Raw genomic sequence first — 20,136 nt, forward strand, 5'->3', positions numbered from 1 at the left:
CCCGTTGGGCGGCCGGGGCTCCGCAGGGGGCCCCGGCCGGGTCACGCCGCCCCGAACGCCGTGAACGCCCAGCCCGTCGCCTGGTGGACCGCGTCGTCCGGTACGGCGGCACGGGCGTCGCGCAGCGCCTCCGCAAGGGACAGCCCGGCGGCGAGCCCCTTGTGCAGGGCGAGCATCAGCGGCACCACCGCTTCGTCGTTGACGGGCGCGGTGCACGCGACGACGCCCGCCGTGCCGAGCGGCAGCAACGCCGTGACCAGACCGAGGAGTTCGTCCGCGCCGACGGACGCGAAACGGGCCGTGTCGCAGCAGGACAGGATGATCCGGTACGGGCTGCGGTCCAGCCGCTCCAGGTCGTGGACGACGATCGGGCCGTCCGCCATCCGCAGCGAGGAGAACAGCGGGCTGTCCGCCCGGAACGCACCGTGCGCCGCGATGTGCGCCAGCGCCGCCCCGTCCAGTTCCTCCAGCACCCGCGGCACCCGCGCCTCGGCCCCCTCCAGCACCGTGGGCGACCCGTACCGGCCCACCAGCTCCGGCACCTCCGCACCGCCCGTCGCCAGCCCCGGCCCGCGCACCAGCACATGGCGCCCTCCCGGCGGCGGCGTCGTCCGGCGGGCCCGCAGCCAGCTCGTGGCCGACGGCGACACACTCAGCACCCGCTCCCGCAGCGACGGCAGCAGCGCCCACGGCACCCGGTGCAGCCGCCCCGGCGGCACCACCACGACCGGCCCGCCGCCCAGGTGCGCGGCCGCGGGCCCCAGCAGCAGCTCCTCCAGCCGCCGCCCCATGGCCTCCACCAGCGGCAGCCGCGCCTCCGCGCCGGGATGCGCCAGCCGCCGCAGGCCCGCCTGGACATGCTCGGCCTCGGCCTCCGCCTGCGCCACCGGCCCCGCCTCGAACCGCCGCACCCGGCCGCCGCCGCACACCAGCGCGTGCACCCGGCCGTCCACCACCGCCAGCTCCACCAGCCGCGTCTCCCCGAGCGCCGCCAGCAGCCGTCCCGCGTCGAACCGGTCCCCGTCGCCCGGCACCTCCCCGCGCATGTGCAGCGTCCGCGAGCGGATCTCCCGCTCCAGGCGCCGCTGTTCACGCTCCAGCGTCGGCACCGGCCGCCCCTCCCGGCGGGCGGCCTCCGCGCGGGCCGCGATCTCCCGGAACGCGGCCAGCCCGCTCTGCAGCGCCGGGTCGGCGGGCGGCCGGGTCGGCGGCGCCGACAACGCTGTCGCACGCCACCGCTCGCTCCACTCCAGCAGCCGCCGCGGCCCGCCCGCCGCCAGCGACGCCCGCTGCGCCAGCGCGGCCAGCTCCGCGCCCTGCTGGGTGGCCCGCGCCCTGAGCTCCGAGGCGCCCAGCGTCATCCGGTGGTCGTCGAGTACGGCCAGCCCGCGCCGGCACGCCTGGAGCACCCCGCGCCCCGACCCGGCCGCCTGGGCCCGCAGCGCCTGCGCCGCCCAGCCGGTGATCCGCGCCAGCGGCGGCCCGCCGTGCCGGCTGCGCGCGGCCACCGCCAGATGCCGCTCCGCGTCCGCCCGCCAGCCCAGCGCCAGCGCGATCCGCCCCGCCAGCAGCGACGCCTCCGGCGCGGCCGGCGCCTTGAACGCCGCCAGCCGCTCGGCGACCGCCGCCGCGTCCGCCACCAGCCGCCCCGAACGCCGCCCGGCCGCCACCCGCGCCTCGATCAGCACCAGCCGGGCGTGCGTCTCCCACCAGGTGCGCCGCTGACCGGCGAACAGCCGCACCGCCAGCGCCGCCCGCGCGATCGCCGTGTGCGGATCACCCGCGAGCCGGGCCGCCCGCGCCGCCGCCAGCAGCAGCTCCGCCTTGCGCGTGGACTGCCCGCCGATCCCGTCCAGCGCCGCGATCGCCGCGTCCGCCTCCGCCAGCGCCTCCGGCGCCAGCCCCGCCGCCATCAGCACCTCGCAGCGCCGGATGTTCAGCATGAACGTCGGCGTGCCCAGCGCCGCGTACCGGCCCTCGGCCTCGTCGAGCAGCCGCAGCGCCGCCGGCACGTCCCCCGCGCGGAACGCGGCCAGCCCCCGGCTCTCCACCGCGTCCGCCTTGTCGTGCTCCTGGCCCGTGGTGTCCCACAGCGCCTCCGCCGCCGTGAAGTCCGCCTCCGCCCGGTCCACCGCGCCCAGCGCCAGATGCACCGTCGCGCGCAGGGTCAGCGCCCGTGCCGTCCAGATCACGTCGTCCGCCTGCCGCAGCACCGGGATCGCCCGCCGTACGTCCTCCAGTGCCTGCCCGTGATGACCCAGCACCCACCAGGCGTACGCCCTGCGGTACAGCACCCGCGCCCTGGTGTGCCCGCTGCCGCGCAGCACACCCCGCTCGAAGGCGGCCAGCCCCTGCCGAGTGCGCCCCGCGTGCACCAACGCGACCCCGAGCGTGCCCAGCACATCCGCCTCCCGCTCGGCGGAGTCCGCGCGTGCCGCGCAGTCCCGCGCCCGGCGCAGATGGTGCAGCGCGAGCCGCAGATCGCCGAAGTCCCGCTGCCAGATACCGATCACCTGGTGGGCGACGGAGGCATGCAGGGGTGACGCGTCGGACTCCAGCACGCGCCGGGCCCGCGCGAGCGCCTCGTTCGGGGCGGCGAACACCATCGGCAGCAGTTCGAGCACCGAGTCGCTTCCCGCTGTCACCCCACGGATGGTAGTGGCGGCGGAACCGCTGCACACGTGGCGGGGTCTGTATCAGGCAACGGTTCCGCGGCTCTGTTTGACGACCATGGCCACAACGGGAGGACACCCCATGGCTCCGCAGCGTTTCTCCGAGCAGTTCGACCAGATCCAGCGCTCACTGCCGGACGTCCCCCTGGCGATGGGGCCCGACGACTCCGCCGAGTTCATCTACGAGAAGGGCGTCGTCCTCGCCCGCGACGGCGAGGAGGCACGCCTCGTCGAGGACACCGTGCGCGCCCACTTCACCGAGAACCCGGCCCTGACCGCCGACACCGTGCGCCGGGCGAGCCCGCAGACCAACCGCTCCGGCATCACCCGCATCCAGGTCGGCGACCCGGGCCAGGGCCTCAGAGCGGGCGGCGACCGCGAGGTGGCCGCCGCGCTGCGCGCGCTGCGCCGGGCCGAGGGTCGTGCCGGACGCCGTCTGGCCAGCCGCAACCACCTGGTCTCCATCGCGGTCAACGCCTGCCCCGGCGACGAGCCCGTGCCCGTCCCGCGATCCGACACCCCCAACCCCGGCCCGGACACCACCCCGTACAACCCGGAGACCGCCGTCGGCGTCCTGGTCGTCGACACCGGCCTGATGCACGACTACCGCTCCTACCCGCCGCTCGCGCACACCGAGGGCGACGCCCAGATACGGGAGACCGACGAGGAGGGCGTCCTCCAGCAGTACGTCGGCCACGGCACCTTCATAGCCGGGCTCGTCGCGGCCGTCGCACCCAACACCGAGGTCACGGTGAGCAACGCGCTCAACGACGCCGGCGCGATCCTGGAGTCGGAATTCGGCGAGAAACTCTTCGAGGCCGTCGACCGCAGCGGCTGGCCCGACATCCTCAGCCTGTCCGCCGGCACCTCCAACGGCCGCGACGACGGCCTGCTCGGCATCGAGAACTTCATGCGCGAACTCAAGCAGCGGCGCACCCTGTTGATCGCCGCCGCCGGCAACAACGCCAGCGCCACGCCCTTCTGGCCCGCCGCCTACGCCGCCCTCCCCGACTACCAGGACGCCGTGCTGTCCGTCGGAGCGCTGCGCGGCGACGGCGAGTTCGGCGCCTGCTTCTCCAACCACGGCCCCTGGGTGAAGGCGTACGCCCCCGGCGAGCGCCTGACCAGCGCCCTCACCGGCTTCGCCACGCCGGTCCCGTACATCTACCAGCACTCCACCTACGACGCCTGCCGCTACGGCTTCGGCTACGCCTGCACCTGCCAGACCCCCAGCCACACCGGGGTGCTGAGCGAGCAGCACGGCGGCGGCACCGGCAAGGCCGACCAGGTCATGTTCGAGGGGTACGCCAGCTGGAGCGGCACCTCCTTCGCCACCCCGGTGGTCGCCGGGATGATCGCCGCGCACATGACCGCCCACAAGGAGACCGACCCGCGCCTGGCCCGCGCCCAACTGCTCGCCGCCACCACCGAGTTCGCCGAGGTGCGCGGGGCGCATGTGCCGGCCCTGCTGCCGCCCACCTGGCGACCGGTGCCGGTCGCGCCGACCTCATGAGGACCGAGGCGCGCAGGACGACCGAGGCGCGCAGGACGACCGAGGCGCGTACGACGACCGGTGCGCGTACGAGGATCGGAACAAGCCCTTCCACGGCGTACGATGACAGGCCGTACTCGAGGGGTGGGGCCGTGGACCGTGCAGATGTCGGCGCGCTCGTCCAGTCGGCCGTCGACGGTGACGCGGCGGCCTGGAAAGCGCTGGTGGAAGGGTTGAGCCCGCTGGTGTGGTCGGTGGTGCGCGCCCACCGGCTGTCCGACGCCGACGCGCACGAGGTCTACCAGACCGTCTGGTTCCGCTTCGCTCAGCACCTGGGGCGGCTGCGCGAACCGGGCAAGGCGGGCTCCTGGCTCGCCAGCACCGCACGGCACGAGAGCCTGAAAGTCATCAAGAGCCTCAAGCGGCTGACCCCCACCGACGACCCCCAGCTCCTGGACCGGGTCAGCGAGGACCGCACGCCCGAGCAGTCGGTGCTGGACTCCGAGGAGGCGGCCGCCGAGACCGAGCGGATCCGCCGGATGTGGCAGGAGTTCGAGGCGCTCGGCGAGCGCTGCCGGCAGCTGCTGCGGGTGCTGATGGCCTCGCCGCCGCCCACCTATCAGGAGGTGTCCGCGGCCCTGGGGATCGCCGTGGGCTCCATCGGACCGCTGCGCCAGCGCTGTCTGCGACGGCTGCGCGCCCGAATCGACGCACGGGGAACGCTGTGAACACCAACCACGGGAACGAAGACGCCTTCGACAACGGGTTACTCGAGGAGGAGCTCAGGCGCGCCGCGACGGTCCTGGACCCCGTCCCCGCCGAGCTGCGGCGCATCGCCGTGGACGCCTATGCCCTGCACGACCTCGACGCGCGGATCGCCGAGCTGACCTTCGACTCGCTGGTCGACGGCATTCCCGTCAGAGGAGTGGCCGACCCGCCGCGGATGCTGACCTTCCGCGCGGGCGACCTGACCGTCGACGTCGAGGTCACCGGCGACGGTCTGATGGGCCAGGTGCTGCCCCCTCAGCCGGCCGGCATCGAGGTCCTCGGCGGTCCGCACCCGGCGGTGCCGACCTCCCTCGCCGCCGACGACATGGGCCGCTTCACCGGCGACGCACCGCCGTCCGGCCCGTTCGCCCTGCGGCTGCGGACCGGGGGGCAGGTGGTGGTCACGGAGTGGCTGCGCGCCTGAGCGGCCGCTGAAGCGCGGCGGCGGGCTACGACCCCCAGGCGCACGGCAGGCTCTTCGGTCCCCGGATCATCGTCCTGGTGCGCCAGGGCACCTGGTCGGCGGGGACCGCGAGCCGCAGGTCCGGCAGCCGGGCGAGCAGGGTGTCCAGGAGCAGCTCGGTCTGGAGGCGGGCGAGCACCGCGCCGGTGCAGTAGTGCGGGCCGTTGCCGAAGGCGAGATGGGCGTTGGGCTCGCGGTCCGGATCGATGCGGTCCGGGTCGGGGAAGACCTCGGGGTCGCGGTTGGCGGCGAGGTAGGACACGTACACCGGCTCGCCCGCGGCGATGCGGTGGCCGGCGACCTCGACGTCCTCCAGGGCGATCCGGGCGAGGCCGACGCTGCTGCGGTGCGGGACGAACCGCAGCAACTCGTCGACGACGCGGCCGCGTTCCTCCGGCGTCCCGCGCATCCGGCTCATCAGTTCGGGCCGGGTCAGCAGCAGGAACAGCATCTGCCCGCAGTTGTGGGTGACCGCCTCGCCGCCGATCTGCAGCGGCCCGGCCAGGCCCACGGCCTCCTCCTCGCGCACCTCGCCCCGGGCGACGGCCCGCCCGAGCAGGGAGTACACATCCTCACCGGGGCTGTCGGCACGGGCCCGCACGGTCTCGGTGATCCACCCGTACAGCCCCTGCTTGGCGGCCTCGGCGGCCTCGGCGCCGACGGTGGAGATGATCACCCGCGTCCAGGAGTGCACCCGCTCGCGGTCCTCGGCCGGTACCCCCATCACCTCACTGACGACGGCGATCGGGAACGGCTCCAGCACCCGCTCGACCAGATCGGCGGGCGGCCCGTCCGCCACGACCCCGTCCACCAGCTCGTCGAGCAGCTCCTGCGCCCGGGGCCGCAGCCGCTTGGCCGCGCCCACCGTGAACGCGCCGGCGACCGCCTTGCGCAGCCGGTTGTGGTCGGGCTGGTCGGCGAAGGCGAGCGAACCGGGCCGCGGCTTGAAGTGCGGTGCCATCCGCGTCACGTGACGCCGTGTCACCTCGGCCCGTCCGAACCGGGGGTCGTTGGTGATGAACCGTACGTCCTCGTAGCGGGTGGCCAGCCACGCCCACCCCTCCCCGTGGGGCAGCCGGATCCGGGTCAGCGGGCCCTCGCGCATCAGCTGGGCCAGCACAGGGTCGAAGTCCGTGCCGGTCACGTCCAGCGCGGGCCAGTCCCACACGGGCGGCGGCGCCTGCCCGGTCAGCGTGGTGGTCTCCTCGGTCATGCCCCCACCCTCCCCGGCCCGGCGCCGCCTGTCGCGCCGGAGTGCTCCAGCCGGATCAGCCGCGGGGCACGGCGTCCACGAGACGCGCCAGCGCCGCCGCGAGCGCGGTGAGCCCGGGACCGGCCGGCCCGCCCGGCTCGCTCATGTACGTGTCCCGCCGGATCTCCACCATCAGCGCGGCGACGCGCGGGTCACGCCCGTAGAACTCCAGCGGCACGTACGTCCCCGCGAACGGGCTGTCCAGCCCGGTCTCCCCGAACGCCTCGCGCGCGGCGGCCAGCAGCTCGGGCGGTGTGTGGAAGGAGTCGGTGCCGAGGCACACGGGGGGCCGGGGACCGGCCCCGTGCAGCTCGTAGGGCAGCGCCCGGCTCGGGTACGAGTGCACATCGACGATCACGGCCCGCCCGGTCGCCGCCAGCCGCTCGGCCACGGCCTCGGCCATGGCCCGCGCGTACGGCCGGAAGTACCGCTCGATCAGCGGCTCCGGGTCCCCGTCCCCCTCCCGCAGCACCTCCTTGTGCGTCGTCCGCGTGTACACGGCCCCCATCCCCACGGCGAGCATCTCCTCGCGCTCGTCCGGGAACCGCTCCGGATCGACGACCAGCCGCGACAGCCCGTTCACGAACCGCCAGGGCGTCAGCCGCGCCCGTCGGGCCGCCTCCGCGGCGATCTCCGCCGTGTGCGCGTCGGTGATGTGGTCCAGCTCCGTCTCCAGCGCCTCGTCGTCCAGCACGATCCCGCCGCGCACCTCGGCGGGTATCTCCCGCGAGGAGTGCGGGACATGGAGGATCACGGGGGAGTCGTCGGAGCCGGGCAGAACGCGGAAGGACGCTTCGGCAGAGGTCATCGGTCGGCTCCCGGTGCGTTGTCAGTGGTGTGCTGCATGATCGCATCATGACGATCGAGAACCGGCAGGTGGCCGCACATCCGTTCCTCAAGGGCCTGGAGGAGGACGACTACTACCCCGAGGAGGCGGTGGCGCGCGGCAAGGAGATCCTGCTGCGCCTGTGCGAGCGGATCGAGCGGGACCGGCCCGCCGACGTGACCGCGCTCTACGCGCTGACCCGGGAGGCGACCGAGGAGTTCAACGACCTCCAGGACGACGACTTCGACATCGAGACCGTGGGCCGCGAGCTGATAGCCGAGGACTTCTGGTTCATCGCCCAGGCGTACGGGTTCCCGGACGCGGACGTGGAGGAGCTGATCGCCACGCGGGACTGGTGAGCTGCGCCGGGATCGGTGATCCGCGCCGGGCCCGGTGCTGCGCGGGGACCGGTGATCCGCGCCGGGACCGGCGAGCTGCGCCGGGGACGACGGCGCCCCGGCCGGGCGCGGTGCCGGCCGGGGCGCTGTTCAGGCGGTACGCCTGGGAATCAGCCCGGCGTCACAGGGACGCGAGGGCCTCGTTCCAGGTGGCCGACGGGCGCATGACGGCCGCGGCCTTGGCCGGGTCGGGCTGGTAGTAGCCGCCGATGTCGACCGGCTTGCCCTGGACGGCGATCAGCTCCTCGACGATCTTCTGCTCGTTGGCGGCCAGGGACTCCGCCAGCGGGGCGAACGCCTTCGCCAGGTCGGCGTCGTCGGTCTGCTGGGCCAGCTCCTGCGCCCAGTACAGGGACAGGTAGAAGTGGCTGCCGCGGTTGTCGATGCCGCCGACGCGACGGGTCGGGGACTTGTCCTCGTTGAGGAAGGTCGCCGTGGCGCGGTCCAGGGTGTCGGCGAGGACCTTGGCCTTGGGGTTGTCGGTGGCCGCCGCGTACTGCTCCAGGGACGGGACCAGCGCGAAGAACTCACCGAGGGAGTCCCAGCGCAGGTAGTTCTCCTTGACCAGCTGCTGGACGTGCTTCGGCGCGGAGCCGCCGGCGCCCGTCTCGAACAGGCCGCCGCCCGCCATCAGCGGGACGACCGACAGCATCTTGGCGCTGGTGCCCAGCTCCAGGATCGGGAAGAGGTCGGTGAGGTAGTCGCGCAGCACGTTGCCGGTCACCGAGATCGTGTTCTCGCCGCGGCGGATGCGCTCCACCGACAGCTTGGTCGCCTCGACCGGGGCGAGGATCCGGATGTCCAGGCCCTCGGTGTCGTGCTCCGGCAGGTACTGCTCGACCTTGGCGATCAGGTTGGCGTCGTGGGCGCGGGTGGCGTCCAGCCAGAACACCGCCGGGTCGCCGGTGGCGCGGGCGCGGGTGACGGCCAGCTTGACCCAGTCGCGGATCGGGGCGTCCTTGGTCTGGCAGGCGCGGAAGATGTCGCCCTCGGCGACCGGCTGCTCGATCAGGACGTTGTCGGCCTGGTCGACCAGGCGGACGGTGCCCGCGGTCGCGATCTCGAAGGTCTTGTCGTGGGAGCCGTACTCCTCGGCCTTCTGCGCCATCAGGCCGACGTTCGGGACCGAGCCCATGGTCGACGGGTCGTAGGCGCCGTTGGCGCGGCAGTCGTCGATGACGGCCTGGTAGACACCGGCGTAGGAGGAGTCCGGCAGCACCGCGAGGGTGTCGGCCTCCTGGCCGTCCGGGCCCCACATGTGGCCGGAGGTGCGGATCATGGCCGGCATCGAGGCGTCGACGATGACGTCGGAGGGCACGTGCAGGTTGGTGATGCCCTTGTCGGAGTCGACCATCGCCAGGGCCGGGCCCTCGGCGAGCTCGGCGTCGAAGGACGCCTTGATCTCCGCGCCGTTCGGCAGGGCCTCCAGGCCCTTGTAGATGCCGCCCAGACCGTCGTTCGGGGACAGACCGGCGGCGGCCAGCGTCTCGCCGTACTGCTCGAACGTCTTCGGGAAGAAGGCGCGCACGACATGGCCGAAGATGATCGGGTCGGAGACCTTCATCATCGTGGCCTTCAGGTGCACGGAGAACAGCACGCCCTCCGCCTTGGCGCGGGCGACCTGCGCGGCGAGGAACTTGCGCAGCTCGGCGACGCGCATCACGGAGGCGTCGACGACCTCACCGGCGAGCACCGGGACGGACTCGCGCAGCACGGTGGTGGTGCCGTCCTCGGCGACCAGCTCGATCTTCAGCGTGCCGTCCTCGGCGACGACGACCGACTTCTCGGTGGAGCGGAAGTCGTTCTCGCCCATGGTCGCCACGTTCGTCTTGGACTCGGGGGTCCAGGCGCCCATGCGGTGCGGGTGGGTCTTGGCGTAGTTCTTCACCGAGGCGGGGGCGCGGCGGTCGGAGTTGCCCTCGCGCAGGACCGGGTTCACCGCGGAGCCCTTGACCTTGTCGTAGCGGGCCTTGATCTCCCGCTCCTCGTCGGTCTTCGGGTCGTCCGGGTAGTTCGGCAGCGCGTAGCCCTGGCCCTGGAGCTCGGCGATCGCGGCCTTGAGCTGCGGGATGGACGCCGAGATGTTCGGCAGCTTGATGATGTTGGCCGCGGGCGTCTTGGCCAGCTCGCCCAGCTCGCTCAGCGCGTCGGGGATGCGCTGGTCCTCGCTCAGGTACTCCGGGAACACCGCGATGATGCGCCCGGCCAGCGAGATGTCCCGGGTCTCCACAGAGACACCCGCCTGCGAGGCGTACGCCTGGACCACCGGCAGGAAGGAATACGTCGCCAGGGCCGGGGCCTCGTCAGTGTGCGTATAGATGATGGTCGAGTCAGTCACCGGGTGCTCCGCTCCACGTCTGCAACATTGCTCGACATCAAGATATCTCGTGATCGCCCCCGTCTCGACAGGGGTCCGGCCGGATGCGGCCACAGATCGTGCGCGCCGCGGCGGAACCGGACAGGGTGATCTGGCGGTCATGGGGGGTGATCGTCAGATCGTCGACGACGGCCGGACCTGACCAGCCGGCCGCCCGAACGAAAGCGGACCATGAGATATCGCAGCAGAGTGACCGCCCCGGCCGCCCTCATCGGCACGGCGGCGGCCCTGACCGCCGGCCTGCCGGCCCACGCCGCCACGGGGGAACACCGCGGCACCGCCCACAAGCCGTCCCCGGGCCCCGAGACCCTGGGCGACCCCGTCTACCCCGGCCTCGGCAACGACGGCTACCGCGTCGCCGCCTACCACCTCGACCTGGCCTGGGACGCCACCGCCCGGACCGTCACCGGCACGGCGACCCTCCGAATCACCACCACCCAGGCCCTCAGCCGCCTCTCCCTGGACGCCCTGGGCCTCGACATCCACGCCGTCCGGGTGAACGGCCGTCCGGCCGCGCACGCCCAGGAGGGCGAGAAGCTGCGGATCACCCCCGCCAAGCCGCTGCCCGCGAAGGCCGGCGCCCGGATCACCGTCGCCTACACGGCCGACCCGCGGCGCACCCTCCCGCACACCGCCTGGGTGCCCACCCCGGACGGCTTCGCGCTGTGCCCGCAGCCGAAGTCGGCGCACACCGTCTTCCCCTGCAACGACCACCCGGCGGACAAGGCGGACTTCACCTTCCGCCTCACCGTCCCGGCCGGTCTGCGCGGCGTCGCCAGCGGCACCCTCACCGGCACCGAGACCCTCGCCGACGGCCGCACCGCCTACTGCTACCGCTCCCGCCACCTCATCGCCACCGAGGTGGTGCAGATCACCGTCGGCGCCTACGAGGTCAAGGAGCGCACCGGCCCGCACGGACTGCCGCTGCGCGACATCGTGCCCACCGCGCGCGCCGCCGCGCTGGAACCCGCGCTCGCGCTGACACCGGGCATCGTCGAGTGGATCGAGGCGCGCCTGGGCGCCTTCCCCTTCGAGACGTACGGACTGCTGCCCTGCAACACCGACGACCCGAAGGCGTTCGACTTCACCGGTCTGGAGACCCAGACGCTCACCCTGTACAAGCCGAACTACCTCCTCCAGGAGGAGAAGAAGATCGGCTCGCACATGATGCACGAGGTGGTGCACTCCTACTTCGGCAACAGTGTCAGCCCCGCCACCTGGGCCGACCTCTGGCTGAACGAGGGCCACGCCGACTACTACGGGCTGCTCTACCGCTACGAGCGCGGCTGGCCCGACTCGCTCGGCATGACCTCGCTGGAGGCGCGGATGAAGCACACCTACGCGCTCGGCGACCAGTGGCGCCGGACGTCCGGCCCGGTGGCCGCCCCCGACGAGGCCAACCTCTTCGACTCCCAGCGCTACCTGGGCGGCGTCCTCGTGCTCTACGCGCTGCGGCAGCGGGTCGGACAGAGCGCGTTCGACGCGATCGAGCGCGCCTTCCTCGCCCGCCACCGCAACTCCACGGCGTCCACCGCGGACTACATCGCCGTCGCCTCGGAGGTCTCCGGCGAGGACCTGTCCGGCTTCCTCACCGAGTGGCTGTACGGCACGAAGACCCCGCGGATGCCCGGCCACCCGGACTGGACGGTCACCCCGGTGAACCCGGCCCTCACCGCCCCGCACCACCGTCGGGGCGGGCACCCGCACGACAACTCGGCGACTCTCTGAGCGAGCCGTCAGTCGAGCCGGGCGGCGCTCAGGTCGCCCGGCTCGGCCGCCACCGTGCGCTGCTGCGGGATGACCACCGCACCCTGCTCCAGCGACACCGTGCGGGTGGGCGCCGGGATGCGGATGCCCTCCTCACGGAAGCGCCGGTGCAGCCGCTTGATGAACTCGTGCTTGATCCGGTACTGGTCGCTGAACTCGCCGACACCGAGGATGATCGTGAAGTTGATCCGGGAGTCGCCGAAGGTGTGGAACCGCACGGCCGCCTCGTGCTCCGGCAGCGCCCCGGTGATCTCGCGCATCACCTCGTCGACGACCTCGACGGTCACCCTCTCCACGTGCTCCAGGTCGCTGTCGTAGGCGACGCCCGCCTGGAGCAGGATCGTCAGCTCCTGCTCGGGGCGGTTGTAGTTGGTCATGTTGGCGCCGGCCAGGCGTCCGTTGGGGATGATGATGAGGTTGTTGGACAGCGAACGGATCGTGGTCTGGCGCCAGTTGACGTCCGTGACATAGCCCTCCTCGCCGCTGCTGAGCTTGATGTAGTCGCCCGGCTGCACGGTCTTGGAGGCGAGGATGTGGATGCCCGCGAAGAGGTTGGCGAGGGTGTCCTGGAGGGCGAGCGCCACGGCCAGACCGCCCACGCCGAGGGCGGTGAGCATCGGGGCGATGGAGATGCCCAGCGTCTGGAGCACCACCAGGAAGCCGATCGCCAGGACCACGACGCGGGTGATGTTCACGAAGATGGTGGCCGAACCGGCGACCCCGGAGCGGGACTCGGTCACCGTGCGCACCAGCCCGGCGACCACCCGGGCCGCGGCGACCGTCGCCGCGACGATCAGCAGCACGGTCAGGGACTGGTTCACATGCCGCTGCGCGGTCCGGGTCAGCGGCAGCACCGCTCCCGCCGCGGCGGCCCCGCCCAGGACCGCGGCCCACGGCAGCACCGTGCGCAGCCCGTCCACGAGCACGTCGTCGCCGCCCCAGCGGGTGCGGTCGGCCTGCTTGCCCAGCCAGCGCAGCAGGATGCGCAGCGCGAACGCCGCCAGCAGGCCCGCGGCGAGCGCGATACCGGCGAGCATGCAGTCGTGCACGGTCAGCGAGCGGGTCACCACCGGGCACCCCCGCGCGGACGGTGTGCGGCGGCGGAGGGGGCCGCCGGCGGCCGGATGTGAAGTGTCGTCACGTTGTCACCTGCTCGGTTTCGGGATGTGCTCGTGCGCCGGCCGGAGACGGGTCGCACACCGGCGCGAGCGCTCATCCTGCCGTATCCGGAACACCAGTTCGCGCACGTGGTCGGCGTCCGGCCGCCCTTGACGGCCCGCGGGCGGCGCGGGCAGGCTGGCGAGCCGTGATCACTGGGGGAGGGGACCGATGAGCGCGGGGCCCGTGCACACCGCCGAGACCGTCCGGGGACCGGTCCGATGACCGCGGCCGTGCTCGCCGTCGACCAGGGCACCTCCGGCACCAAGGCGCTGGTGATCTGCCCCGAGCGCGGCGTGATCGGCGCCGGGTTCGCGCCGGTGCGCCCCCGCCACCTCCCCGGCGGCCGCGTGGAGGCGGACCCCGGTGAGCTGTACGGCTCGGTGCTCGACGCCGGCCGGCAGGCGCTCGCCGCGGCGGGCGAACCGGTCGCGGCGATGGGCCTGGCCAACCAGGGCGAGACCGTGCTCGCCTGGGACCCGGCCACCGGCCGCCCGCTCACCGACGCCCTCGTCTGGCAGGACCGGCGGGCCGAGCCGCTGTGTGCCGGACTGGCCCCGCACGACGAGGAGTTGCGGCAGCTGACCGGGCTGCCGGTGGACCCCTATTTCGCCGCGCCCAAGATGGCCTGGATCCGCCGTCACCTCACCACCGAGGGCGTGGTCACCACCTCCGACGCCTGGCTGGTGCACCGCCTCACCGGCGCCTTCGCCACCGACGCCGCCACCGCCGGCCGCACCCAGCTCCTCGACCTGGAACGGGTGACGTGGTCCCCGCGCGCCCTCGACCTGTACGGCCTGTCCGACGAGCGCCTGCCGGACGTCGTCGACGCCGCCCACGTCGTCGGTACGACCCGTGCCTTCGGCCCCGAGATCCCGCTCACCGGCCTCGTCGTCGACCAGCAGGCCGCCCTGCTGGCCCAGCACCTGACCGGGCCGGGCGGGGCCAAATGCACCTACGGCACCGGCGCGTTCCTGCTCGCGCACACCGGCGGCACACCCCGGCGCGGTGACTCGGGCCTGGTCGCCTGCGTCGCCTGGCGGCTCGGCGGACGCACCGGCTACTGCCTCGACGGCCAGGTCTACACCGCCGCCTCCGCCGTCCGCTGGCTCACCGACCTCGGCGTCATCCAGGGCGCCGCCGACCTCGACCGGGTGGGCGGCGCGGTCCCCGACGCCGGCGGCGTCACCTTCGTACCGGCACTGTCCGGGCTCGCCGCCCCGTGGTGGCGCGGCGATGTCCGCGGCGCGCTCACCGGCCTCGGCCTGGACAGCGGCCCCGGCCACCTGGTCCGCGCCCTGTGCGAGGGCCTGGCGGCGCAGGTCGTGGAGCTCGCCGACGCGGCCGCCGCCGATCTCGGCAGCCCGCTCACCCACCTCCGCGTCGACGGCGGCCTCACCCGCTCCGCCCTGCTCATGCAGACCCAGGCCGACCTGCTGCAACGCCCCGTCGAGGTGTCCGCCCTGCCCGACGCGACCGCCCTCGGCGCCGGCGTCCTCGCCCGCCTCGGCGCCGAACCGGGGCTCACCCTGGCCGAGGCGCTGCCCGAGTGGCGCCCGTCCGCGGTGTACGAACCCCGCATCACGGCGGAGGAGGCGCAGGAACGGCTCGGCGTGTTCCGGGACGCGGTGGCCGCCGTACTGGAGAGGGGCGCGCGCCCATGACACCCCCGTCCGCCGTGGGCCGCCGATGACCGTCACCAGGAGCGGACCGCTGCCGCGGCAGCTGTACGACGTCGCGGTCGTCGGTGCCGGAGTCGTCGGGTGCGCGATCGCCCGCGCGCTCGCGCGGCACGCGCGCCTGCGGGTGGCGCTGGTGGAGGCCCGCGAGGACGTGGGGGAGGGGACGTCGAAGGCCAACACCGCGATCCTGCACACCGGTTTCGACGCCACACCCGGCTCCCTGGAGGCGCGGCTCGTCCGTGAGGGCGCCCGGCTGCTCGCCGCCTACGCCGCGGAGTCCGACATCCCCGTCGAACCCGTCGGCGCCCTCCTCGTCGCCTGGGACCGGGAGCAGCTCGCCGCCCTGCCCCGCCTCGCCGACAAGGCCGTCCGCAACGGCTACGACGCCGCACGGCCGCTCGGCCCGGACGAGCTGTACCGGCGCGAACCCCACCTGGGCCCCGGCGCGCTGGGCGCCCTCCACGTCCCCGGCGAGAGCATCGTCTGCCCGTGGACCACGACCCTGGCCTACGCCACCCAGGCCGTGCGGCACGGAGTCGACCTGCACCTCGAGGCGCCGGTCACGGACGCGAGCCGGCGGGACGCCGTCCACACCCTCACCACCGCCCGCGGGCCCCTGCGCGCCCGCTGGCTGGTGAACGCGGCCGGGCTGCACGCCGACACCCTCGACCGGCGGCTCGGCCACGACGACTTCACGGTGACCCCGCGCCGCGGCCAGCTGATCGTCTTCGACTCGCTCGCCCGCGGCCTCGTCCGGCACATCCTGCTGCCCGTGCCCACCGCACTCGGCAAGGGCGTCCTGGTCGCGCCCACCGTGCACGGCAACGTCCTGCTGGGCCCCACCGCGGAGGACCTGGACGACAAGCGGGCCACCGAGTCCACCGCCGAAGGCATCACCGCGCTGCGGGAGAAGGGCCGCCGCATCCTGCCCCGGCTGCTTCAGGAGGAGGTCACCGCCGTCTACGCCGGGCTGCGCGCCGCCACCGAGCACGACGACTACCGCATCCGCGCCCACCCCGAGCAGACGTACGTCGTCGTCGGCGGCATCCGCTCCACCGGCCTGACCGCCTCCCTCGCCCTCGCCGACCACGTCGTCGGCCTGCTGGCCGCCTCCGGCCTCGACACGGGCCGGCCGAGGAAGCTGGCGCCGGTGACCATGCCCCATCTCGGCGCCGCCGTCCCGCGCCCCTGCCGGCAGCCCGAACTGGTCGCCGCCGACCCGGAGTACGGCACCCTCGTCTGCCCCTGCGAGCAGGTCTCCCGCGGTGAGATCCGGGACGCCCTCGCCAGTACGATCCCGCCGCGCACCCTGGACGGACTGCGCCGCCGCACCCGGGCGAGGGCCGGCCGCTGCCAGGGCTTCCACTGCGGCGCGGCCCTGCGGGCGCTGCTGGAAGGGGCCGGGCATGACGCGTGAGGCGGACGTCCTGATCGTCGGCGCCGGTCCCGCCGGGCTCGCGGCCGCCGCGCGGCTGGCCGCCGCCGGAGCGGGCCGGGTGGAGGTCCTGGAGCGTCAGACGCGGGCCGGGGGAGTGCCCCGGTACTGCGCGCACGGCGGCTTCGGCACCTGGCTCCGCCCGGCGACCGGACCCGCCTACGCCCGGCAGCTGCTGGCGGGCGCCCGGCGCGCGGGCGCGGTCGTCAGCACCGGCGTCACCGTCCTGGACTGGGCCGGGCCGCTCGCCCTGGACACGGTGAGCGCCGACGGGCCGGAGACCGTCGCCGCGCGGGCCGTCCTCCTGGCCACGGGCTGCCGCGAACGCCCCCGCGCCGCCCGCCTGGTGCCGGGCACCCGCCCGGCCGGCGTCTACACCACGGGCGAACTCCAGCAGGCCGTCCATCTGTTCGGGCAGCGGATCGGCAGCCGGGCCGTCGTCGTCGGCGCCGAGGACGTCTCCTACGCCGCCGTCGGCACCGTACGCGCCGCGGGCGCCGAGGCCGTCGCCATGGTCACCGAACGGGACCGCGCCGGGGCGGCGCCCGTGCGGACCGCCACCGCCCGTCTGCTGCGCGGGGTTCCGCTGCTCACCGGCACCACCGTCGCCGAACTCCTCGGCCACGGCCGCCTGTCCGGCGTCCGCGTACGGCACCGGGACGGCCGTACGGCGGTGCTGGCCTGCGACACCGTCGTCTTCACCGGCGACTTCGTGCCCGAGCACGAACTGGCCCGGCGCGGCGGCCTGACCCTCGACCCCGCGGGGGACGGCTCCGTACGCACCTCACGCCCCGGCGTGTTCGCCGCGGGCGGCCTCAGCCGCCCCGGCCGGAGCGCGCGGGAGGCGGCGCGGGACGGCGAACGGGCGGCGGACGCGATCCTCACCGCACTCACCCGCTGACGGCCGGCGCGCGTCCTCACCCCGCGTCGAACGAACCGTGCCGCCCCGCCCCCGCCGCGAACCGCGCGGCGCCCTCCAGGCTCTGCGCCAACACCCCTGTGCCATGGGCGAGTTCCACCCGCAGCGCCTCCTCCTCGCCCAGGCCCTCCTGGTCCAGGACGGACGCCCGGTCCGAGCGCAGGCAGCCCTGGGGGAAAGCGGCGATCTCGGCGGCCAGCGCCTCGGCCGCGGTACGGGCCGTGCCGGTCGGGACGACACGGTTGGCGAGGCCGATGGCGTGCGCCTCGGCGGCCGGGACCGGGCGGCCGGTGAGGATCAGGTCCATCGCCCGGCTCGTGCCGATGAGCCGGGGCAGGCGTACCGTGCCGCCGTCGATCAGCGGGACGCCCCAGCGGCGGCAGAACACCCCGAAGACGGCGTCCTCCTCGGCGACCCGCAGATCGCACCACAGGGCCAGTTCCAGACCGCCCGCCACCGCGTGCCCCGCGACGGCGGCGATCACCGGCTTCGACAGCCGCATCCGGGTCGGCCCCATCGGCCCGTCACCGTCCCGCTCGACCCGGTTGGAGCGCTCGCCGCCGAGCGCCTTGAGGTCGGCGCCCGCGCAGAACGTGCCGCCCTCGCCCCACAGGACCGCCACCCGCGCCCGCGGGTCCGCCTCGAACGCGCGGAAGGCGTCCGCCAGTTCGGCGGCGGTCGGCCCGTCGACCGCGTTGCGGACCTCGGGGCGGGAGAGGACGACGGTGGTGACGTGACCGTGTCGTTCGACGCGGACCGGCATGGTGGAATCCCCTTCGACTCGACGCGGGAGCGACGACGAAGGAGTGTGTCACGGTGCGCTCCTGCGGAGTGGGGCACGGTGCGCTCCCGCGGAGTGGGGCACGGTGGGCTCCCGGCCGACGCCGTGGCGGTGGTGACCGGCGCCGACCCCGGTGTCGGCCTCGAAAATCCTTGACCTCATGTTTGCTTCAGGTCCTACGGTCGTCGCCATGAACATGGAGACCACCGCCTGGACGCAGCTGTACAGCGTCATGAACGCCCAGCAGGACAGCCGGCCCTTCGCCGTCGCCACCCTGCGCCGGATCGCCGCGTTCGCCCGCCCCCATCGCCGTCGTATCGCGCTGTTCGTGCTGCTCGGGATCGCCACCGCGCTGCTCGCCGTCGCCACGCCCGTGCTCGCCGGAAGGGTGGTGGACGCGATCGTGACCGGTGGCGAGGAGGGCACCGTCGTACGCCTCGCCCTGCTGATCGCGCTCATCGCCCTGGTCGAGGCCGCGCTCGGCATCCTCGGGCGCCGGCTGTCGGCCCGGCTCGGCGAGGGGCTGATCCTCGATCTGCGGACCGCCGTCTTCGACCACGTCCAGCGCATGCCGGTGGCCTTCTTCACCCGCACCCGCACGGGGGCGCTGGTCAGCAGACTCAACAACGACGTCATCGGCGCGCAGCGGGCGTTCAGCAACACGCTGTCCGGTGTGGTGAGCAACGTGGTCACGCTGCTGCTCACGCTCGCCGTCATGCTCACCCTGTCCTGGCAGATCACCCTGCTCGCGCTGGTGCTGCTGCCGGTGTTCGTGGTGCCCGCGCGGCGCATGGGCGCCCGGATGGCCCGGATGCAGCGTGAGGCAGCGGCGCTCAACGCGGCGATGAGCACCCGGATGACCGAGCGGTTCTCGGCGCCCGGCGCCACCCTGGTCAAGCTGTTCGGGCGGCCGGAGGAGGAGTCCGCCGAGTTCGCCTCGCGGGCCGGGCGGGTCGCCGAGATCGGGGTGCGCACGGCCACCGCCCAGTCGGTGTTCATGACCGCGCTGACCCTCGTCTCCGCCCTCGCGCTCGCCCTCGTCTACGGACTCGGCGGCTGGTTCGCGCTGCGCGGCAGTCTGGAGCCCGGTGCCGTCGTCGCGCTCGCGCTGCTGCTGACCCGGCTGTACGCGCCGCTCACGGCGCTGGCCGGGGCGCGGGTCGAGGTGATGAGCGCACTGGTCAGCTTCGAGCGCGTGTTCGAGGTGCTGGATCTCGTGCCGCTGATCGAGGAGCGGCCGGACGCGCGGGAGGTGCCCGAGGCGCCGGTGGCGGTGGAGTTCGAGGACGTCCGCTTCGGATATCCGTCGGCCGACAAGGTCTCCCTCGCCTCGCTGGAGGAGGTCGCGGCCCTGGACACCCGCGGTGGCGCGGAGGTGCTGCACGGGGTGTCCTTCCGGGCCGAGCCGGGGCGGACCGTGGCACTGGTCGGCTCCTCGGGGGCGGGCAAGTCGACGATCGCGCAGCTGCTGCCCCGGCTGTACGACGTGGACGAGGGCGCGGTGCGGATCGGGGGCGTCGACGTGCGGGAGGTGAGCGCGCGGTCGCTGCGCTCGGCTGTCGGCATGGTCACGCAGGACGGGCATCTCTTCCACGACACCGTGCGCGCGAATCTGCTGCTGGCCAGGCCCGACGCGGGGGACGAGGAGCTGTGGGACGCGCTGCGGCGGGCTCGGCTGGAGGAGCTGGTGCGGTCCCTGCCGGACGGGCTGGACACGGTGGTGGGGGAGCGGGGCTACCGGCTGTCCGGCGGTGAGCGGCAGCGGATGACCATCGCACGGCTGCTGCTGGCCCGGCAGCGGGTCGTGGTGCTCGACGAGGCCACGGCGCATCTAGACAACACCTCCGAGGCGGCGGTGCAGGAGGCTCTCGCCGAGGCGCTGTCAGGGCGGACGGCGCTGGTCATCGCGCACCGGCTGTCCACGGTGCGGTCCGCCGACCTGATCCTGGTGCTGGAGGGCGGGCGTGTGGTGGAGCGGGGGACGCACGAGGAGCTGCTGGCGGCGGAGGGCCGCTACGCCGAGTTGTACCGGACGCAGTTCGAGGAGCAGCAGGGGGTGGCCGTCTGAGGTCCGAGGTGCCCGGTTCCGGCGCCCGGCGGGGGCGGCGTGGTGGCTGATCGCGCGGCTCCCCGTGCCCCCGAGGGC

Annotated in this window: 15 protein-coding genes; 9 read left to right on the forward strand and 6 right to left on the reverse strand. The window is 74.2% G+C overall.

Annotated elements, in window-relative coordinates:
* Nucleotides 1–41 precede the first annotated feature (41 nt).
* Nucleotides 42–2,645: a CHAT domain-containing protein gene (locus ACSU6M_RS29245; protein WP_437073669.1), complete on the reverse strand. Its 2,604-nt coding sequence runs from the start codon at nt 2,643–2,645 to the stop codon at nt 42–44.
* Between the two features lie 109 nt (nt 2,646–2,754).
* Here ACSU6M_RS29245 and ACSU6M_RS29250 point away from each other — a divergent pair, with 109 nt between their 5' ends.
* The 3 genes from ACSU6M_RS29250 (at nt 2,755) to ACSU6M_RS29260 (ending at nt 5,356) form a co-directional block, all read left to right on the forward strand.
* Nucleotides 2,755–4,185 carry a S8/S53 family peptidase gene (locus ACSU6M_RS29250; protein WP_437073670.1) on the forward strand — a complete coding sequence of 477 codons (1,431 nt, stop codon included), beginning with the start codon at nt 2,755–2,757 and terminating at the stop codon, nt 4,183–4,185.
* Between the two features lie 131 nt (nt 4,186–4,316).
* Nucleotides 4,317–4,892 (forward strand): RNA polymerase sigma factor, encoded by a 576-nt coding sequence (locus ACSU6M_RS29255; protein WP_437073672.1) that lies wholly within the window; start codon nt 4,317–4,319, stop codon nt 4,890–4,892.
* Complete coding sequence (locus tag ACSU6M_RS29260; RefSeq protein WP_437073674.1) at nt 4,889–5,356, forward strand: hypothetical protein; 468 nt, start codon at nt 4,889–4,891, stop codon at nt 5,354–5,356. Before ACSU6M_RS29255 ends, ACSU6M_RS29260 begins: the two co-directional genes overlap by 4 nt.
* Nucleotides 5,357–5,381: 25 nt before the next feature.
* Here the strand turns inward: ACSU6M_RS29260 and ACSU6M_RS29265 are convergent, their stop codons facing one another.
* Entirely contained in the window at nt 5,382–6,608 is a 1,227-nt protein-coding gene (locus ACSU6M_RS29265) for a cytochrome P450 (RefSeq protein WP_437073676.1), read from the reverse strand.
* Between the two features lie 55 nt (nt 6,609–6,663).
* Entirely contained in the window at nt 6,664–7,455 is a 792-nt protein-coding gene (locus ACSU6M_RS29270) for an N-formylglutamate amidohydrolase (RefSeq protein WP_437073677.1), read from the reverse strand.
* A 47-nt stretch (nt 7,456–7,502) separates the two neighbouring features.
* On the opposite strand from ACSU6M_RS29270, the gene ACSU6M_RS29275 reads away from it, so the two are divergent.
* The gene (locus ACSU6M_RS29275) at nt 7,503–7,832 is read left to right on the forward strand and encodes a DUF5713 family protein (RefSeq protein ID WP_437073678.1); all 330 of its coding nucleotides are present in this window, start codon (nt 7,503–7,505) and stop codon (nt 7,830–7,832) included.
* Between the two features lie 160 nt (nt 7,833–7,992).
* On the opposite strand, the gene ACSU6M_RS29280 is transcribed toward ACSU6M_RS29275, so the two are convergent.
* Entirely contained in the window at nt 7,993–10,209 is a 2,217-nt protein-coding gene (locus tag ACSU6M_RS29280) for an NADP-dependent isocitrate dehydrogenase (RefSeq protein ID WP_437073679.1), read from the reverse strand.
* 210 nt (nt 10,210–10,419) lie between these two features.
* Between ACSU6M_RS29280 and ACSU6M_RS29285 the strand changes: the two genes are divergently transcribed.
* The gene (locus ACSU6M_RS29285) at nt 10,420–11,976 is read left to right on the forward strand and encodes a M1 family metallopeptidase (RefSeq protein ID WP_437073681.1); all 1,557 of its coding nucleotides are present in this window, start codon (nt 10,420–10,422) and stop codon (nt 11,974–11,976) included.
* Between the two features lie 8 nt (nt 11,977–11,984).
* On the opposite strand, the gene ACSU6M_RS29290 is transcribed toward ACSU6M_RS29285, so the two are convergent.
* Complete coding sequence (locus ACSU6M_RS29290) at nt 11,985–13,082, reverse strand: mechanosensitive ion channel family protein (RefSeq protein ID WP_437073683.1); 1,098 nt, start codon at nt 13,080–13,082, stop codon at nt 11,985–11,987.
* A gap of 312 nt (nt 13,083–13,394) precedes the next feature.
* On the opposite strand from ACSU6M_RS29290, the gene ACSU6M_RS29295 reads away from it, so the two are divergent.
* Genes ACSU6M_RS29295 through ACSU6M_RS29305 form a run of 3 tightly spaced genes read left to right on the forward strand, consistent with a single transcriptional unit; the run spans nt 13,395 to nt 17,191 of the window.
* The gene (locus tag ACSU6M_RS29295; protein ID WP_437073684.1) at nt 13,395–14,837 is read left to right on the forward strand and encodes an FGGY family carbohydrate kinase; all 1,443 of its coding nucleotides are present in this window, start codon (nt 13,395–13,397) and stop codon (nt 14,835–14,837) included.
* Between the two features lie 25 nt (nt 14,838–14,862).
* Nucleotides 14,863–16,272 carry an FAD-dependent oxidoreductase gene (locus tag ACSU6M_RS29300; RefSeq protein ID WP_437073686.1) on the forward strand — a complete coding sequence of 470 codons (1,410 nt, stop codon included), beginning with the start codon at nt 14,863–14,865 and terminating at the stop codon, nt 16,270–16,272.
* Complete coding sequence (locus ACSU6M_RS29305) at nt 16,262–17,191, forward strand: FAD-dependent oxidoreductase (protein WP_437073687.1); 930 nt, start codon at nt 16,262–16,264, stop codon at nt 17,189–17,191. The genes ACSU6M_RS29300 and ACSU6M_RS29305 overlap by 11 nt, the downstream gene beginning before the upstream one ends.
* 16 nt (nt 17,192–17,207) lie before the next feature.
* On the opposite strand, the gene ACSU6M_RS29310 is transcribed toward ACSU6M_RS29305, so the two are convergent.
* Complete coding sequence (locus ACSU6M_RS29310) at nt 17,208–17,972, reverse strand: crotonase/enoyl-CoA hydratase family protein (protein WP_437073688.1); 765 nt, start codon at nt 17,970–17,972, stop codon at nt 17,208–17,210.
* Between the two features lie 214 nt (nt 17,973–18,186).
* Between ACSU6M_RS29310 and ACSU6M_RS29315 the strand changes: the two genes are divergently transcribed.
* Nucleotides 18,187–20,058 carry an ABC transporter ATP-binding protein gene (locus ACSU6M_RS29315; RefSeq protein WP_437075404.1) on the forward strand — a complete coding sequence of 624 codons (1,872 nt, stop codon included), beginning with the start codon at nt 18,187–18,189 and terminating at the stop codon, nt 20,056–20,058.
* Nucleotides 20,059–20,136: the final 78 nt, after the last annotated feature.

Source organism: Streptomyces sp. enrichment culture, assembly GCF_964272895.1.
Lineage (GTDB): Bacteria > Actinomycetota > Actinomycetes > Streptomycetales > Streptomycetaceae > Streptomyces.

Bases quoted from the DNA above. Each gene is read 5' to 3' on its own strand.
- ACSU6M_RS29285 (WP_437073681.1), top strand. From the start codon at position 10,420: ATGAGATATCGCAGCAGAGTGACCGCCCCGGCCGCCCTCATCGGCACG.
- ACSU6M_RS29265 (WP_437073676.1), bottom strand. From the start codon at position 6,608: ATGACCGAGGAGACCACCACGCTGACCGGGCAGGCGCCGCCGCCCGTG.
- ACSU6M_RS29300 (WP_437073686.1), top strand. From the start codon at position 14,863: ATGACCGTCACCAGGAGCGGACCGCTGCCGCGGCAGCTGTACGACGTC.
- ACSU6M_RS29275 (WP_437073678.1), top strand. From the start codon at position 7,503: ATGACGATCGAGAACCGGCAGGTGGCCGCACATCCGTTCCTCAAGGGC.
- ACSU6M_RS29295 (WP_437073684.1), top strand. From the start codon at position 13,395: ATGACCGCGGCCGTGCTCGCCGTCGACCAGGGCACCTCCGGCACCAAG.
- ACSU6M_RS29270 (WP_437073677.1), bottom strand. From the start codon at position 7,455: ATGACCTCTGCCGAAGCGTCCTTCCGCGTTCTGCCCGGCTCCGACGAC.
- ACSU6M_RS29310 (WP_437073688.1), bottom strand. From the start codon at position 17,972: ATGCCGGTCCGCGTCGAACGACACGGTCACGTCACCACCGTCGTCCTC.
- ACSU6M_RS29250 (WP_437073670.1), top strand. From the start codon at position 2,755: ATGGCTCCGCAGCGTTTCTCCGAGCAGTTCGACCAGATCCAGCGCTCA.
- ACSU6M_RS29315 (WP_437075404.1), top strand. From the start codon at position 18,187: ATGGAGACCACCGCCTGGACGCAGCTGTACAGCGTCATGAACGCCCAG.
- ACSU6M_RS29305 (WP_437073687.1), top strand. From the start codon at position 16,262: ATGACGCGTGAGGCGGACGTCCTGATCGTCGGCGCCGGTCCCGCCGGG.